This window comes from Christiangramia qingdaonensis (assembly GCF_048381525.1).
Classification (GTDB): domain Bacteria; phylum Bacteroidota; class Bacteroidia; order Flavobacteriales; family Flavobacteriaceae; genus Christiangramia.
The window spans coordinates 94703-111542 of sequence record NZ_JBLWIM010000012.1; the positions used below are offsets into that span (position 1 = coordinate 94703).

Consider the following 16840-nt stretch of genomic DNA (forward strand, 5'->3'; position numbering starts at 1 on the left):
GATCATTCCGAATAATGAGAGTACATTGATAGTTACTCCAAATCCTGCGGCAAAAATAAACATTCCAAGAAAGGAGATAGGAAGACCAAAAGCTACCCAGAATGCCAGCCTTGTATTCAGAAAGAATGATAGAAAAAGTAGTACTAAAATAATCCCAACTGCTCCATTCTCAATAAGAAGTTGTGTTCTTTGATTCAGCGTGATACTACGGTCATCTTCCACGATGATCTTTAGCGTATCATTTTTCTCGTTAAATTCTTCTACATAATTACGAACCTTTTCTGCAGCAGAAATAAGATCTTCATTATTAGTAGTAGATATATTGACGCTTACCGCGATCTGTCCATTGATGTAAGATGCATTGGGAGTTTCTGAAAACCTGTCGCGAATAGTTGCCACATCTTCCAAGGTAACCGTAGTCCCATCAGCTTGTGACTTTACCACCAGCTTATTTAATTCCTTTCCGTAGTAGGAGCGGTTATCTGCACGAATAAGGAAATCTTCTTCCTGTGTTTTAATACTACCACCGGTAGTAAGTATATTGGCCTGAGCAACCGCCTGGGCTACTTCTGTAAAAGTAATATTGAAGGCAAGCAGGTCATTTTCATCAACTGCTATTTCAATTTCTTCTTCAGGAAATCCAGACAGTTCAATTTGAGAAAGACCGTCCATTGCCCTTAGATCATATTCGATCTGCCTACCAATTTGCTTTAAAGTTGCAAGATCTACGCCTTCACCGCTTACAAAAAAGTCAAAAGTTTCACGGATGTTTTCCTGTTTCGCCACCACCAATGGCTCCATGCCTGACGGAAAATTGGGCACTCTATCCACTGCGTTCTTCACTTCGGAAAGCATCACATCAATATCTTCATCTGAATCTATTTCCACTGTGATACTACCTCCATTCTCTCTTGAAACTGAAGTTACCCGGTCTACTCCAACCAGGCCTTTAAGATTATCTTCAATTTTAAGAACAATCCCTTCCTCAATTTCTTCAGGCGCTGCTCCGGGATAGGCAACATTAATGGTAATGATCTCAGATTCGATCAATGGGAAAAAAGAAGATTGCATTCGCAACATTCCCACAACTCCAAATATCACAAATGCGATGATCATTACATTCACCGCAACGTGGTACTTTATAAAGTAACTTATGATACCTCTCATTGAACCTTGCTTTCAGAATTGGAATCAGAACTAGCTGCGGTATCTGCCGTATTATTTTCTTCAGCAATCTTTACCGGCATCCCATTATATGCTCCGGAAACCTGTCTGGTTATGATCACTTCCCCATCTGGCACACCTTTAATCACCACTTTTCGGTCTGAAAAATATACCGGCTTCACTTCGATGGTTTTTAATACGGAATCCTGAACGGTAAATATCTCATTACGATCATTCACTAAGCTTCGATCAATTTCGATCGCATTTTCTTCATTTCTTGCATCCAGATTAGCCTGCATATACATGCCTTCTTTCAAACCTTCGGCAGCAACTTCAATAAAAACATTCACAGTTTGTGTAGCCTGATCTATCCTTGCATTAATTCGGCTTACTTTGCCTTCGTAACTTCTGTTACCACTATTATCGGTAAGACTTACTTTTTCATCAACCTTTAAGAGATCTGCGTACTGTTTTCCTATTGAAACCTGAAGTTCATAAACCTCGGGATCTATAAATTCTCCCAGTTTCTGTCCGTTTCGAATCAAAGTTCCCTCAGTAACCAGTGCTTCGGTTAGAACTCCGTTAAATGGCGCAGTGATCCTGTATTTTACCAGTCGCTGCTCTAGATTTTTAATATTAAAATATGCGGAATTAATTCCACGACCGCTTATAAAATAGCGTTCTTTATCATTAGCTGGTTCTGGCAATGGCGGAATAGAGCTGTTTACATCAAGATTATTTAAATATTCCTGCCACTTCGGAAAGATCTCCGGGTAATCAAGTCTAAGATCTGGCATGATCGCGGTAATCTGATTGTAAAGTTCACTTTTGGCCGATTGTACACTTGCTTCGTATTCGGCCGCATCGATCTTCAAAAGTGTCTGCCCTCTTTGGTATGCCTGTCCTGCTTTGAAATCCTGAGAACTATAGCGAAACACACCCTGAACTTCTGCGTAGAGTTCTACCCGATCTTTTGCAACCAGGTTCCCGTTCGCGGGAATCTTTATAGCTATAGAAGAATTTTGAACCGTATCTACAAATACTGTTTTTACGGTCTTCTGAATATTTGGTTTAGGCTGTTCTTTGCTGTCTATGATAGCCTTTGCCCCAAATATGGCACCTACTATGAGCACAACGCCCAGTAGAGAAAGTATGATCTTGCGTTTATCCATGGTAGTCGTTGGACTCAATTTAGTCCCGATAGTTTAATTAAATAACTGAATTAGCTGATTTCTTCCAGGCTGAATTGAATTTCTTCCCATTCCTTCATCAAGTTCTCCAGTTTCTTTTTTGATTCGTTATACTTATTCAAAAAATCTGTTCTGGTGATTGTTTTCTCATAATTTTGAGCCAGCTCCTTATCTTTAGACTTAATATCTTTTTCAAGCTTCGTGATCTTTGCTTCTACTTTGCTCAATTGGTTCTTAAGTCTTTTTGCCTCTTTCTGATCTTCAAAAGAAGACTGTTTATTTTTGGTCTTGTCCTGCTTGTTTTTTCTGCCTTTATCCGACTTCTCCACAGCTCTCATATCCTGCATCTTTCTTTGATCCAGGTAATAATCCAGATCCCCAAGATACTCTCTGATCTTATGATCACGAAATTCGTAAACTCTACTTGTAAGTCCTTGCAAAAAGTCCCTGTCGTGAGAAACGATGATCAGGGTACCTTCGAAATTCTTCAAGGCATCCTTCAATACGTTCTTGGATTTTATATCTAAGTGATTCGTAGGCTCATCCATTACCAGAACATTGAATGGTTCCAGCAACATTTTACACAAGGCGAGCCTGTTTCTTTCCCCACCGGAAAGCACTTTTACTTTCTTTTCAACTTCATCTCCTCTAAAAAGAAATGCACCAAGCATATCTCTTACTTTCGTGCGGTTTGTTTCATTGGAAGCATCTTCCATAGTTGCCAACACGGTCTTTTCCCCATCTAGATATTCGGCTTGGTTCTGGGCAAAGTATCCAAGTTGTACATTGTGGCCAAGTTTTAAAGTTCCTTCATGTGATATTTCACCTATGATGATCTTTGCCAGTGTTGTTTTCCCCTGTCCATTCTGACCCACAAATGCGATCTTACTTTGTCTTTCAATAAGTAGTTCAACATCTTTTAGAATCTGCTTCTCTCCGTAAAACTTCTGAAGATTCTCTGCCTCAATAACAACCTTCCCCGGGGTTACCGAAATCGGAAAATTTACGCTCATTACTGAATTATCATCTTCATCAACTTCAATACGATCTATTTTATCAAGCCTTTTGATAAGTGATTGAGCCATGGAAGCCTTACTGGCCTTAGCTCTAAATTTGTCGATCAGTTTTTCAGTATTCTCAATTTCCTTCTGCTGATTCTTCTGAGCTGCAAGTTGCTGCTCCCGTAATTCTTTTCTGAATTCTATAAATTCAGAATAAGGCTTTCGGTAATCATAGATGTGTCCCAGGGAGATTTCAATACTTCTATTGGTCACATTATTCAAAAACATTTTATCGTGAGATACCAGCATCACACAACCGGTATAATTATTCAGAAAACTTTCCAGCCAGATGATACTTTCGATATCAAGGTGGTTGGTAGGCTCATCCAATAGCAAAATATCGTTGCTTTGTAGAAGTAGTTTAGCCAGTTCAATACGCATTCTCCATCCTCCGGAAAAAGTTTGAGTTAGCTTTTCAAAATCTTCACGCTGGAAACCAAGTCCCTGCAAAACCTTTTCGGTTTCGCCCTCATAATTATATCCACCAATAATCTCATACTGGTGAGTGATCTCACTGAGATCTTCAATCAATTGACTATAGGAATCACTTTCGTAATCTGTTCTGGTAGCAAGTTGTTCATTGATATGCTCCATTTTCGCTTCCAGCTGCTTAATTTCTGCAAATGCCTGGTGAGCTTCATCGATCACTGTTCTTCCCTGTTCAAATTCCAGATCCTGCTTTAAAAAACCAATTCTAAGTTCTTTATCCTTAGCGATCTGCCCGGTATCATATTCCTGTTCTCCAGAAATGATCTTTAACATGGTGGATTTCCCAGCCCCGTTCTTTCCAATAAGACCTACCCGATCTCCTGCACCTAGTCTAAAACTTACCTCTTTAAAGAGATATTCACCCTGGAACGATACTGATAAATTATGAATATTGAGCATTTTGTAACTATTGTAACTTTAGAATTCGTGCAAAGATGCTTAAATTTGAATTGCAAAAAAAAAGATCATCATGCTTAAAGGAACTAAAGTTTATAGTATTGTCACAGGCACCTGTCCTGTGTGTCAGGAAGAAAGCATGTATAAAGAGCAAAACCCCTATAAACTCAACCGGGTTTACGAAATGCACGAACGTTGTAGTAATTGTGGCACGAAGTACAAAATAGAGCCTTCATTCTTTTACGGGGCTATGTATGTAAGCTACGGTTTAGGAATCGCCTTTGCGGTGGCGGCTTTTGTTATTGCATACGTATTTCTAAGTGCTAGCCTCTTAACTTCCTTTTTTGCAATTGTTGGTACCCTTATTGTGTTTATGCCTGTGATCATGAGGTTGTCACGTAATATCTGGATAAACCTCTTTTTCAGTTATAAGAAGAATGCAGGTAAGGCCTAGTATCTTTTAAAATATCTTTTCTGAAACCTCGCAATATCAATTTCTTTTTCTAAAGTAGAATTCTCAAGTATATGATCAGCCAATTTTGGCGCGAGATAAGGAGCTATTAGAACACCACGACTACCAAAACCGTTGAAGCAATACATAGTGTCAAATTCCGGGTGTTTTCCAACTACAGGACGTCTATCTCCCGAAGTAGGACGTATGCCTGCCACCTGCTCCACTACCTTATAACTTACATTGATTACCTGTTTTAAGGAAGCTTCCAGTTGCTCCCTAGCTTTTGAAGTTATTTCTGGAGTTTTATCATGATTATTATAGGTCGCTCCTACCTTGTACAGGTCATTTCCCATAGGCATTATAAAAACTGAAGCTTTGATGGCAAATTCAAGCTTAAGTTCTGGTGCTTTGATAATAATATATTCACCTTTATTCCCGTGTAGTGGAAAATAGTTGAAAAACGGATTCTTGGTGACACCGAATCCTTCGCAAAAAATAATATACTTTGCATGTATATCCCTGTACATTATGCAGTCACTATCCATTTTCACAAGATCATGGTCAAATTTTTCAGCGATCAATTGCTGTTTCTTCTGAAGCTGATCTCGATAGGCCTCCAGCATAACTTCGGTATCGATGTTTCCAGTATGCATAACGCGCCCAAATCCATAATCTGTCTCTACGGAAGGATTGGAATTCTTTACTAATTGCTGATCTAAAAAAGGTGCCAATAAAGGTTTGTCTGCAGCTACAAACCAGTCATTTTGCTCTTCTATTGAATAAAATCTTCTATAGATATCCCAGTGATATATAAATTCCGTCTGTAGTTCCTTTTCCAATTCAGCATAAAATGGAATAGCAACTTCCATTTGTTCGTTAGCTTTCCATGCGGGTGTAAATCGCTTTAGAATGACAGGATTAAATATTCCTCCCGCAACATACGACGAGATTTGCGAGCTGTTATCAAACACGATAAAGCTCTTAGCTCTAAAATTTAGTTCACGACTAATGGCCAGCCCTGCAAGCCCGGTCCCTACGATTATAAAATCTACCTTTTTATTTACCATGAGTCTAAAATAAAAAAAGCGCTCTAGGAAGAGCGCTTTTCAATATTATAAAGTAAAGTTAGTAACTCCACATATCCTGTTCAAAGTTTCGAATCTGCTCCTTAATTCTCTGAGATTCTAGCAATTGCATAAATGCATTATCTGCGATATACTCATCGATCTCACGATCACCCTGTACATTATCTTCTTTATAGATCACACCATCAAAACGCCTGGCATTCAGTAAGTGATCAAACGTAATGGTCTGTGCCGTGTTCCCTCCAGTGAATACCTGTGCATCGTGAAGAACTTCACGTGCATCTGGATACCATACCCAGAATAACTCAACAAGATCTGTTTGTCCTGAATCTATAAAGTTAACATCTGGTGCTACCGGAGCGATCCCCAGAATTCTATACTTTAATTCTGCAAGACGCTTGTCGAAATACCAGATTCCACGAATATGATATTCTACGATATCTGCAGCCCCTAGATCTCGACGATCAATAAACTGAGCATCTACTTCTTCTCCAGCATTGTACTGTTCAATCCCAAGATCTGTTGTATCAACTTTCGAAATAGTAGCGCTAATATCCTTTAAAGTACGTTTTTCAGTAAAATAAGAATCGGCATAAACATTCTGAATTTTACCTTCTTTGATCGCTGAAGTAAGCACATCATACAATGACCTTCTGCTAGAACCAATGTTATTGGTGTCTATTGGATAATACAATGGGAAGTTTACTCTTTCATCCAAATCGATGATCTCCCAGGTTCCTTTTGACCATAAAATATCACGGTCACCAACGTACCCATATTCCAGAGGTTTGTCTTCCTGATCCACCATTGCCTGAGCTTGCGATTTCTTCCCGATATCTTCAGGCTTATTCGCATTCAGGATGTTTGCCTGACCGAAAGAAGAAGCACCCATCATCATCACAAATCCATAAACAAAAATTTCTTTCAAGCTCATTGTCTTCAATTTTTAGTTTGTAAGCTCAATTACGACTGGCGCAACTTTCTTAAGCTTATAACTTGAGTTCCCCTGAAGGGAAGCATTAATATCATAAATCTGAACAGATTCACCTCTACCAGCTCTTCTTAAAGCCGCTTTAGCTCTGTCATCAAGTCGACTACCACTTACGTTAATCGTTGGCTGACCAGGTACCTTAAATTTAAATCCTGTAACATTAAGATTTAAATCGAAATCGAAATCTGGAAGGTTAGCTCCAACTGTAGCGATTTCCAAGGAATTTCTCTGCATGGATACAGATCCATCTTCTCCACGAATCGTTCCAACTGGTCGAGGAATATCCTTTACTCGGAAAGTTTTTCTGTCTGAAACAGTCTTACCTCCTGGAAGTTCACCGCTTACGCTAATAGTAACTTCTCTGGCCTGTAGAGTAGTAACATCCATCATATAACTTCCAGCACCACCAGAAGCTCTAAGCCCTGGAGCATTTGCACTAACACTGCTTACACCAGGAATGGAAATCGTCATTGGGTTCTGAACTCCACGATATACCACATTCATTTTATCTGCAGAGATTACTGCTGAATTAGGTAATGGAATTACATTATAAGAATCTGATATCTCAATACTTTTTAAAGAGTCATTTTCAAGATACTGAAGTTCTCCCGTGATTTTTTGCTCACCTACATTTCCCGCAGGGAATTTTAATACAACCTGTCCGGCCTGTGTATTTTCAACCTCTTTACCATTGATAGTTACCTTCTCGAATTGCAATGTATTATCAAAACGTCCAAGAACCACCTTACCGCTAAATTCTTCACCGCTAAAAAATGCCGGTTTGTCTGGAATAACGATTGCCTGGTAATTACTTAATGATACATCGCTCTGTAACTGACCAGAAAGCATTTGAGATAAAATTTCGCTTTCAGTACTTTTAATATCAGACTGGATTTGAGTCATTTTAGTTAAAGATGCGATCAGGGGGAATCCCTGGTAGTTATAATATAACCACGGTTTGGTAACACCGTCACCGTCTGTAACTTCTTCAGTAGCAAATTCTCTTCTTACATTAGCAGCAAGTTGAGGATATTTGTCTTCCAGGATTGCAGAAACCTGTTCGCGATAAGTATCGATTTGATTTACAAATTCCTCGCCTGCGGGAGAAACTCTTCCACTCTGGAAGAACATTTCGTCTAGCTGCCCAGACTTATCCATTTCCTCATAATTCCACTTCCCATTTTCTTCCTTTTCCATATCGGCAGTAAGATTATTCTTTACCCCTTCAATGTAATCGTTAAGTTGTGTTGATAACTGGTCGATCTTGTCTGCGTTCTCTTTAATTGAGGTGTACTTTGCAGGTTGTTCATCTACTTTCTCAGCAAGACCAGCCATATAAGCAGCATTTCGATTCTCTGCAGTAGCGTTAGCCGTACTCAATTTTTCATTCATCATTCCAAATGCGGTAAGAACCTCTTTGGACATATTTAGTGCCATCATAGCGATGAAAACCAAATACATTAGGTTAATCATCTTCTGCCTTGGCGATTGTTTTCCGGATGCCATGTCTAATTAGATATTTTAATTAATAATTCGCTTAATTGAATATTCAATTAGACTCTTGGTTTTCCATTCATAGCTGTTAGCATTCCTCCGTAAACATTGTTTAGAGAAGCCATATTATTTGCTAACGAATCCATTTGTGCTTTAAGTTTACCAGCATTTTCTGCAACAGCCTGATTAACCTCTGCCTGTTTAGAAGCAGATTCAACCTGTACTTTATAGATACTGTTCAATGTTTCCATTTGAGCAGCAGCTACAGTTAATTCTTCACTATATTTCTTTTGAGAAGCCATTGAGTCAACTGTTGGGGCAATTCCTTTTGCGGCACCTTCAAAATTTCTAATACTATTTCCTAAAGAAGACATTAGATCTGCATCCAATTTTGCCTCTTTCAACATCGCATCAAGTTTCTTAGACAAAGATGCTTCAGCTTCTTTCTGCTCCACTACAACTGCATCTCTTCTTGCTCCTGTACCTCCAGCTAATTCTGGATACACTAATGACCAGTCAAGTTCATCATCAATTGGTTCGAAAGCTGAGTAGGCAAATACCAATGCTTCCACGATTAGACCGGCAATAAGCATTTCATTACCACCCGGCCAGTGCATAATTTTAAATAGCGCTCCTAATATAACTACAGATGCACCAAGACCATATACCATATTGGTCACCCGTTTTGCTCCTCTTGATTTTGCCATAACTTTAAGCTTTAAATTTTTTTGTTGGTTTATTGATAGGTTGAAGTTCTAATATTATTTGCTGGATTGATTCAGCGTAACATCTGTTCCAAGATAATCCTGAACAGTTCTAAAGCCAATATAGCTTCTGGCTGAATCCATATATTCGTAATCCCTTGAGCTTACCTGTAAGAAGTAAGCCACATCTTTCCATGAACCACCTCTCACTACTTTCCGCATATCCTGTGGATTGTTCACGGTCGGGTTCATTGTAGACATATATTCGTAAGAACCTGGATCATAACTTGAGTCCACCCATTCTCCTACGTTACCAGCCATATTATATAATCCGTAATCATTAGGATCATAAGACTTAGCTTCTACGGTATAAAGAGCCTGATCTGCCGCATAATCACCTCGAAGTGGTTTAAAGTTAGCCATAAAACAACCTCGGTCATTCAGTGTGTAAGGACCACCCCATGGGTAAGTTCCACCTTCCAGACCTCCACGAGCAGCATATTCCCACTCACCTTCGGTTGGGAGCCTGTAAGAAGGTACGTTTGAATCTCCTTTTTCTCTTCGGAAGTCATTATGATATTTTGTTCTCCATTGAGTAAATGCTCTTGCCTGCTTCCAGGAAACACCAACAACAGGGTAATCATCAAATGCACTATGCCAGAAATAGTCATTATGCATAGGCTCATTGTATGAGTAATTAAAGTCTCTAATCCAAACTGTCGTATCGGGATAAACAGAAACTTGTTCATTCTTGATATAGTTACTTCGGTCACCCTGCTTTTTAGCGGCAGACTGAATGTCCATATAAGAATACTGGAATTTTAATTTCTTTACATCGATAGTTCTCTGACCGTTGTATACTTCATCCATTGGGATATACATCGAATCCATTACCTCGGCATAGTATACATCCGGATAATCTTCAGTATCCCAGTAAATGTCGATATCTTTATTCAGTCTTCTATTCGAGTAATCTTCTGAAGGACCACCCTGACCATAAGTATTTAACATGTACTCTTCGTAAGGAGTCATATTTCCTTCTTCAGCGTCTGCAAAGGCAAATTCACCAATCCCATTATCACCCGCAGTAGCACCTTGCAACTCAGCCATTTTAGCAAGTTCCACCCTTACTACAGAATCCTTTACCCAATCCACAAATTGTCGATATTCAGAGTTAGTGATCTCAGTCTCATCCATATAAAATGAACGTACGGTAACGGTCTTTGGGGGAGCATTCTTCTGTCCGGCAATATCATCATCAGATTTACCCATGACGAACGAACCACCAGGAATTAATGTCATACCATAAGGTTTCTCCGGATTCCACTTCTTTCCCTCCGCACCTACTAGCTGTCCACGATCGCCTCCACCACAGCTTGAAAGCAAGGCCAGAACAGCAATGAGCGAAATATACTTCTTCATAATTATCTTAGGTTAAGACATTTTGATTTAAGGCAGTAAACCTATCTAAATATTTTTTAAAAAACAATATTTCCGATAAAAATACAGCAATTACCGATAATGCCTGACTTTATTATTTTATACTTCGTTTTTTCTTTTGGCCTTATACCACCGTTCAGGGATCACCTGGTTGCAAGCCTCCAGATAATCTTCTTCACTGCAAGGTAATAACGTATGCCTTTTTAATTTATTATTGACCGAATTTAAAAAAGGAATCTCGATCCACCAACGCCCACTTACAGGACTCTTAAAGAATACCAGGATGTCATCATCTATTGGAACCTGATACTTAATAAAATCTTTTTTCGCTGAAATAGTATTTTCATTTGTACGGTAATTCACCCCTTCAATGAAATACCAGATGATCTGTGCTACCAACGTATCAGTGAGTTTATTCATTTCATTCTGATATTCATAAATACCAAATGAACTCACTTTATCACTAATTCCTGCATAACGTGATAAAGCACAAATTTCCCTGCCATTAAAGCCATTAGGGCTACTGAAGTAATCTGAATTCGCTGATGCAGAGTCTATAGATCTTATATCCAAACCTACGAGATTCGCATTTCGCATTATGGGTTCCATGTGACCAATATTCGAAGTCACTTCTCCCAATCTATAGGCTTCAAAAAACAAGCGCTCCATCAACTCAATCTCCTCCTGAGAGTTAAAATAGGTTTGATAACCAATCGTAGAATAATTAAATAAATTATATGGCTTATCTACGACGATTTTTCCTACAAATGACTGATTACTAATAGGTTTATCTGCATCACCAAGATCAAATTTGCTATCGATATTTACCAGATTCACCATTTGATCAAGATGATCATATGCACGATACTGCGCATAAATGAGATCCTGACTTCCACCTAAAATCACGGGAATTATATCCTGCTTAATTAGTTCTGCACACAGGTTTGAAACTGCATAATAGGTATCTTCAACTGAATCTCCTGCCTGTATATCCCCAAGATCTGCCAGGTTCAAACGCCAGTTTCCAGGATATAAACTATATAACTGGCTGCGTAAACTCTCAAAATCGGGTGTTGAATCTTCTCTAACAGCCCGTCGATTCTCTCTTACTCCAAATATCGCTATATTAACCTTATCAAGGTCTGGTAAACCCTGTTCAGAGGTATGGAGTTTTAATTGAGCACCGATGGTTTGCGCATTCAGGTGAGTGATTTCATCCAGTAAAAATTCTGATACAGGACTAAGAAAATCGAACTCCATATATTATTTCTTTTTGGGTGATGTTTTTTTAGTTGTTTTCTTGGTCGTGGTTTTTTTAGCAGTCGTCTTCCTGGTCGCAGCTTTCTTCTTGGCCGGCTTTTTCTTAACAGCCTTTTTCTTGGTCTTACCGCTTTTCTCCAGAATATCCTGCACCTCTTCCAAGGTTAATTCCTGGGCATTGGTAGTTTTAGGCAGCTCAACTTTCGCTTTGCCTTTGATGACATTAAACCTTCCCCAACGAGCTTTTTCCACACGAATTCCTTCATCTTCCCAGTGGTGTATCAACTTATCTTTTTCCTTCTGAATCTTATCATCGATCAATTGTTCGATATCTTTATCTGAAAGGTTATCAAAGTCATACTTCTTGTTCACATTAATGAACATTCCATTCCACTTTAAATAGGGTCCGAATCTACCAACTCCTTTTTGAACCGGATGATCCTTATATTCATAAATAGGAGCATCTGCCTTTTCCTTCTCTTTGATAAGCTCCATAGCTCTGTCAAACTCGACATTTAAAGGATCTTCTCCTTTTTCAAGAGAAACAAAGGTTTTACCGAAGCGTACATAAGGTCCATAACGTCCATTATTCACCTCTACACTTTCGCCTTTATACTCACCAAGTGTTTTTGGTAATTGAAACAGGTCCATTGCCTGCTCATAAGTTAGCGTTTCCATACTCTGGTCCGGGCTCAAACTGGCGAAACGAGGCTTTTCCTCATCTTCCACACTTCCAATCTGCACCATAGGACCGAATTTACCAAGGCGCACACTTACAGGTTTACCGCTTTCAGGATCTTCACCCAGAATTCTTTCCCCAACTTCTCTTTCGGCATTTTGTGCAACATCCTGAACATGAGGATGGAAATCTTTGTAGAAGTTCTTCATCATGGACTTCCACTCTTCATTTCCTTCAGCAATATTATCAAAACTCTCTTCTACTCTAGCGGTGAAATTATAATCCAGAATATTAGAAAAATGATTCACTAAAAAATCATTTACGACCATCCCGGTTGCCGTTGGAACAAGTTTCCCCTTATCACTACCTACGGTTTCGGATAATTTCTCTTCCCTAACCTTTTGATCCTTCAGAGTGAATTGCAAATATTCTCTTTCAGTTCCATCTACAGAACCTTTTTCAATATAATTCCTGGACTGAACGGTTGAAATCGTTGGTGCATAAGTAGAAGGTCTACCAATACCAAGTTCTTCCAGTTTTTTAACCAGCGAAGCTTCCGTATAACGATAAGGAGGTCTGGTGAATCTTTCGGTTGCAGTGATATATTCATTCGTTAAAGCTTGCGAAACCTTTAAAGCCGGTAACATTCCGCTTTGCTCTTCATCCTCATCATCGCTACCTTCCAAGTATACTTTCAGGAATCCATCGAATTTCAAAACTTCACCATTGGCTGAAAATTGATTATCGTGTTTATCCGCCTCAATTTTCACATTAGTTCTTTCCAGCTGAGCATCACTCATTTGTGACGCGATCGCTCTTTTCCAGATCAGCTCGTATAATCTTTGCTGATCACGATCCCCGGAAATTGTATGCTTTTTAAAGCTTGTAGGACGAATCGCTTCGTGAGCTTCCTGAGCTCCCTTGGATTTCCCCTTGAACTGCCTTGCCTTGGCGTACTTATCTCCGTAAGCCTTTTCAATTTCTTCTTTAGCTCCCTTTCTGGCCTCTTCGGAAAGGTTTACAGAGTCTGTTCTCATATAAGTAATATGACCGGCTTCGTATAAACGCTGCGCCATGGTCATGGTCTTACTTACTGAAAAATATAGTTTTCTTGCAGCCTCCTGTTGCAATGTTGATGTTGTAAATGGAGGCGCAGGAGTTTTCTTTGCTGGTTTTGTAGTAAGATCTGAAACCTTAAAACTTGCACCAAGATTATCCTTCAGAAATTGTTCTGCCTCTTCTTTTGTATCAAAGTTCTTCGGAATCTTAGCTTTGAAGGACTTTCCTTCTTCCGTAGAAAATTCAGCATCAATTCTATAAGATGCCTGAGCGGTAAAATCCTGAATTTCTCTTTCGCGTTCTACGATCAATCTTACTGCTACAGATTGTACTCGACCAGCCGAAAGACCACCTTTCACTTTCCTCCAGAGTACTGGTGAAAGTTCATAACCTACCAGTCTGTCCAGAACTCTACGAGCCTGCTGAGCGTTCACTAGGTTATAATCTATTTTCCTGGGATTATCGATCGCCTTCAGGATCGCCGACTTGGTGATCTCATGAAATACGATTCTTTTAGTTTTATCGTCTTCCAGCTTAAGTTCCTCTGCAAGGTGCCAGGCAATTGCCTCTCCCTCTCGATCCTCATCACTTGCCAACCATACCATTTCAGCAGTTTTAGCAAGACTCTTAAGCTTTTTTACGACATCCTTCTTGTCTTTGGATACAATGTATTTAGGTGTAAAATCTCCTTCGGTATCAACCCCTATCTCTTTAGTAGGCAAATCGGCGATATGCCCAAAACTGGAGGCGACTTTATAATCGCTTCCCAGAAACTTTTCAATGGTTTTAGCCTTAGCAGGAGACTCAACAATCACTAAATTCTTAGCCATAAATCTGTTGGTTTGTAGTTGCAAAAGTATATCAATTTTTTAATCTGCCATCAAACTTCAATTAAAACGGACAGCAAGCCGGCTAAAATCACCAGCGATAAAGGGCAATTGAAATACTATTTTTTTTCTGAAGGGATCTTCAGCAAAGATTATTCTGTGTGGAAAAATACAGAAGAAACACCTGGCATATCATATTGCAGGTCTGGTGATATATTTCCTGAAACTGAAGTCGCATCGTTGAAAGCAAGGATCTTACCACCATTATTTGCAGCTTCAGCAACAAATATGACATTATAAGCGCTGTTGTACACAACATTCACAGGATTACCCAGCAAAGTATTATCTCCAGAGATCCGGAATTGCTCTTCAAGAGCCACAAAACCATTTTGAGCAGCGTTGAATTTTTCTTCAAAATTCTGAATAATATGTAATCCACCATCTGTTGCAGATTCAGCTTCCCCAATGTCTGACAGCACCATGATGCCATTTTCGAAATCAAGACCGTGAGTTCGAAGCAGGCCCTGAAATGCCACCTGCTTATTGGCGGTCGCCGGCCCATTCGTAGTGTAAGTAGCTGCAAAATCCCTGTAAACAGCAATTTTGTTGGTTTCATCCACCGCTGCATAAAGATCGTTCCCGATAAATTCCAGACCCCAAAGCTTGAATTTCGTGGTAACAACATTCCGCAGTTTAAAGGAGTTTTCTTCCCGTACATAAATGAATAAACGACCTTCTGGTGTAGTTTCATCAAGATCCAGATCTGTATTATCTGAAACCACATAAATATCATCCTGAACTGCAAGATCCCTCCCACTCTGGTAATGAATGTTCCCGAGAATATCGGCATCAAGTTCAACCTCGACACTATTTGCATAATCGGTTATGTTATGATAAGATTCCAGTCTACCAGGTATTCTGGACACGACCGTAAAACCATTATCGGCAGGATTATAATATATCCCTTCAGCATCTGAAGAATTTAGTTTGAAAGTGCTGGAAGTCGCATTATTGATATCATACTTCCTGACTTCCCCGTTATGGTTCGTGGCCAGGACCCATGCGGTTGCCGACGTCTGCACGCTCTGGTTACCATCATCATCACTGCTACATGCTACGAGCAGAAATACTGCAATAAAAAATATATAAAAGTGCTTATTCAATTCCTGAAAATTTCTACGAAGATAGAATGAATCTTATTTCGGGAAAGTTCGAATTCGTTAAATATGTGTTATTTGAATCTATTTTAACGCAGAAAACGCTCGTAAAGAGACATCTTATCAAAAATGAAAAAGATGGATGAAAAGGAACGAGTAGCGGTTATCACGGGAGCCAGTAGTGGAATTGGCAAAGCGATCGCGATAAAATTATCTAATGAAAATTTCACCGTAGTACTGGCGAGCAGAAGTATTCCTAAAATGGAAAAAATTCAGCAGGAACTGCCAGGTGAATCTATGGTAGTGGAACTGGATGTCACCAGCACTGAAAGTGTCACCAAGGCATTTGGTAAAGTGGACGAAAAATATGGCCGAATAGATGTTCTGGTGAATTCTGCAGGGATTATGCCTCTTACCTATTTAAAGAACCGACACCTGGATGAATGGTTGTCCACTATAGAAGTGAATGTTCAGGGTACACTGAGATGTATATACTCTGTTCTACCACTTATGAAAAAACAGGAGGATGGCCAAATCATTAACATTGCCAGTGTGGACGGAAAAGAAATTTTTGCTGGTGGTGCCGTCTATGGAGCGTCTAAAGCTGCGATCATCGAACTCAGTAAGGCAATGAGAATGGAATTATCTCCAGAATTTAATATACGGGTTACTGCGGTCGAACCAGGCACAGTAGACACCAACCTAAGAGATGGTATAACAGATACTGAATTACTGGAAGATAAGGATTACGGAGGTGATGAACCCATGCTCGATCCTGCTAGCATAGCAGATGCAGTATATTACGCGATTTCACAACCAGCTTCTGTAAATGTGAATGAGCTTTTAGTAAAACCAACCGGAAAAGCATAGAATTAATAAAAATAAAATATAAATTATGGGTATTGGACATATAATGAAATTAGGGACTAAATTTTTAGTTAGAGGAATTATTTATAAATCGGGGAAGAAAGCCGCAATCAAAGGCGGAAAATTAGGTATCGGAGTATTTTCTGTTCTTTATGCCGGCTACCTGGCGTACACACTTCATAACCTTCGGAAAGAAAGTATAGAAGAACAAAAACAATTAGGTGTAGATAGAGGTTGGGATCGTGAAACTGTAAAAGAAAATTAGGTATAATCCACCTTAATTAAACAATACGCAGATCAATTATAGAAATTTCAGTATTCAATTTTATGTATATAAAGTTTAATACTGAAATTTTACTATATAGTATTTCAAATTACAAAGATCCTTGTTTTCAATTTCTGTCATTAAGGGCTTGACTCTCTGCGGAAGAAACCAGGTTCAATTTCAGGTTTAAAAACCTTCGAATGATAATTTGGATAGGTTTGACAAGAATGAAGAGTTAATCAGCAATGTGCTAGCATG

General features: G+C 39.2%; 14 protein-coding genes. 3 read left to right on the forward strand and 11 right to left on the reverse strand.

The annotated features are described in order from the left end of the window. The 3 genes from ACNI3T_RS05295 to ACNI3T_RS05305 form a co-directional block, all read right to left on the reverse strand. A partial coding sequence (locus ACNI3T_RS05295; RefSeq protein ID WP_418226938.1) for an efflux RND transporter permease subunit occupies positions 1-1167 on the reverse strand: 1167 nt, incomplete at its 3' end. Further along, positions 1164-2336: an efflux RND transporter periplasmic adaptor subunit gene (locus ACNI3T_RS05300; RefSeq protein WP_418227864.1), complete on the reverse strand. Its 1173-nt coding sequence runs from the start codon at positions 2334-2336 to the stop codon at positions 1164-1166. The genes ACNI3T_RS05300 and ACNI3T_RS05295, both read right to left, overlap by 4 nt. Before the next feature lie 50 nt (positions 2337-2386). Continuing rightward, positions 2387-4303, reverse strand: coding sequence for an ABC-F family ATP-binding cassette domain-containing protein (locus tag ACNI3T_RS05305; protein ID WP_418226939.1), 1917 nt, complete (start codon positions 4301-4303; stop codon positions 2387-2389). Positions 4304-4370: 67 nt separating this feature from the next. Here ACNI3T_RS05305 and ACNI3T_RS05310 point away from each other — a divergent pair, with 67 nt between their 5' ends. Next, on the forward strand, positions 4371-4754 hold the full coding sequence (locus ACNI3T_RS05310) for a DUF983 domain-containing protein (protein WP_295180770.1): 384 nt from the start codon (positions 4371-4373) through the stop codon (positions 4752-4754). On the opposite strand, the gene ACNI3T_RS05315 is transcribed toward ACNI3T_RS05310, so the two are convergent. The 8 genes from ACNI3T_RS05315 to ACNI3T_RS05350 form a co-directional block, all read right to left on the reverse strand. After that, positions 4751-5821, reverse strand: coding sequence for an NAD(P)/FAD-dependent oxidoreductase (locus ACNI3T_RS05315; RefSeq protein ID WP_418226940.1), 1071 nt, complete (start codon positions 5819-5821; stop codon positions 4751-4753). The genes ACNI3T_RS05310 and ACNI3T_RS05315 overlap by 4 nt on opposite strands. Before the next feature lie 58 nt (positions 5822-5879). Further along, entirely contained in the window at positions 5880-6773 is an 894-nt protein-coding gene (gene porN / locus ACNI3T_RS05320) for a type IX secretion system ring subunit PorN/GldN (RefSeq protein ID WP_418226941.1), read from the reverse strand. A 12-nt stretch (positions 6774-6785) separates the two neighbouring features. Beyond that, complete coding sequence (gene porM / locus ACNI3T_RS05325) at positions 6786-8336, reverse strand: type IX secretion system motor protein PorM/GldM (protein WP_418226942.1); 1551 nt, start codon at positions 8334-8336, stop codon at positions 6786-6788. A gap of 47 nt (positions 8337-8383) precedes the next feature. After that, positions 8384-9031, reverse strand: coding sequence for a type IX secretion system motor protein PorL/GldL (porL, locus tag ACNI3T_RS05330; RefSeq protein ID WP_295180752.1), 648 nt, complete (start codon positions 9029-9031; stop codon positions 8384-8386). Between the two features lie 54 nt (positions 9032-9085). After that, entirely contained in the window at positions 9086-10450 is a 1365-nt protein-coding gene (gene porK, locus ACNI3T_RS05335; protein WP_295180754.1) for a T9SS ring complex lipoprotein PorK/GldK, read from the reverse strand. Positions 10451-10567: 117 nt separating this feature from the next. After that, the gene (locus tag ACNI3T_RS05340; protein WP_418226943.1) at positions 10568-11728 is read right to left on the reverse strand and encodes a formimidoylglutamase; all 1161 of its coding nucleotides are present in this window, start codon (positions 11726-11728) and stop codon (positions 10568-10570) included. Between the two features lie 3 nt (positions 11729-11731). Beyond that, a complete protein-coding gene (gene topA, locus ACNI3T_RS05345; protein WP_418226944.1) occupies positions 11732-14296 on the reverse strand; it encodes a type I DNA topoisomerase in 2565 nt (854 codons plus the stop codon). Positions 14297-14445: 149 nt separating this feature from the next. Then, on the reverse strand, positions 14446-15456 hold the full coding sequence (locus ACNI3T_RS05350) for a hypothetical protein (protein ID WP_418226945.1): 1011 nt from the start codon (positions 15454-15456) through the stop codon (positions 14446-14448). Between the two features lie 123 nt (positions 15457-15579). Here ACNI3T_RS05350 and ACNI3T_RS05355 point away from each other — a divergent pair, with 123 nt between their 5' ends. After that, positions 15580-16320, forward strand: coding sequence for an SDR family oxidoreductase (locus tag ACNI3T_RS05355; protein WP_418226946.1), 741 nt, complete (start codon positions 15580-15582; stop codon positions 16318-16320). 25 nt (positions 16321-16345) lie between these two features. Continuing rightward, a complete protein-coding gene (locus ACNI3T_RS05360; protein WP_418226947.1) occupies positions 16346-16582 on the forward strand; it encodes a hypothetical protein in 237 nt (78 codons plus the stop codon). Positions 16583-16840: the final 258 nt, after the last annotated feature.

What these genes read in the sequence shown, in the direction of transcription:
- ACNI3T_RS05300 (WP_418227864.1), bottom strand. Translation starts at nt 2,336, where the DNA reads ATGGATAAACGCAAGATCATACTTTCTCTACTGGGCGTTGTGCTCATA.
- ACNI3T_RS05305 (WP_418226939.1), bottom strand. Translation starts at nt 4,303, where the DNA reads ATGCTCAATATTCATAATTTATCAGTATCGTTCCAGGGTGAATATCTC.
- ACNI3T_RS05315 (WP_418226940.1), bottom strand. Translation starts at nt 5,821, where the DNA reads ATGGTAAATAAAAAGGTAGATTTTATAATCGTAGGGACCGGGCTTGCA.
- porN (WP_418226941.1), bottom strand. Translation starts at nt 6,773, where the DNA reads ATGAGCTTGAAAGAAATTTTTGTTTATGGATTTGTGATGATGATGGGT.
- porM (WP_418226942.1), bottom strand. Translation starts at nt 8,336, where the DNA reads ATGGCATCCGGAAAACAATCGCCAAGGCAGAAGATGATTAACCTAATG.
- porL (WP_295180752.1), bottom strand. Translation starts at nt 9,031, where the DNA reads ATGGCAAAATCAAGAGGAGCAAAACGGGTGACCAATATGGTATATGGT.
- porK (WP_295180754.1), bottom strand. Translation starts at nt 10,450, where the DNA reads ATGAAGAAGTATATTTCGCTCATTGCTGTTCTGGCCTTGCTTTCAAGC.
- ACNI3T_RS05340 (WP_418226943.1), bottom strand. Translation starts at nt 11,728, where the DNA reads ATGGAGTTCGATTTTCTTAGTCCTGTATCAGAATTTTTACTGGATGAA.
- topA (WP_418226944.1), bottom strand. Translation starts at nt 14,296, where the DNA reads ATGGCTAAGAATTTAGTGATTGTTGAGTCTCCTGCTAAGGCTAAAACC.
- ACNI3T_RS05355 (WP_418226946.1), top strand. Translation starts at nt 15,580, where the DNA reads ATGAAAAAGATGGATGAAAAGGAACGAGTAGCGGTTATCACGGGAGCC.
- ACNI3T_RS05360 (WP_418226947.1), top strand. Translation starts at nt 16,346, where the DNA reads ATGGGTATTGGACATATAATGAAATTAGGGACTAAATTTTTAGTTAGA.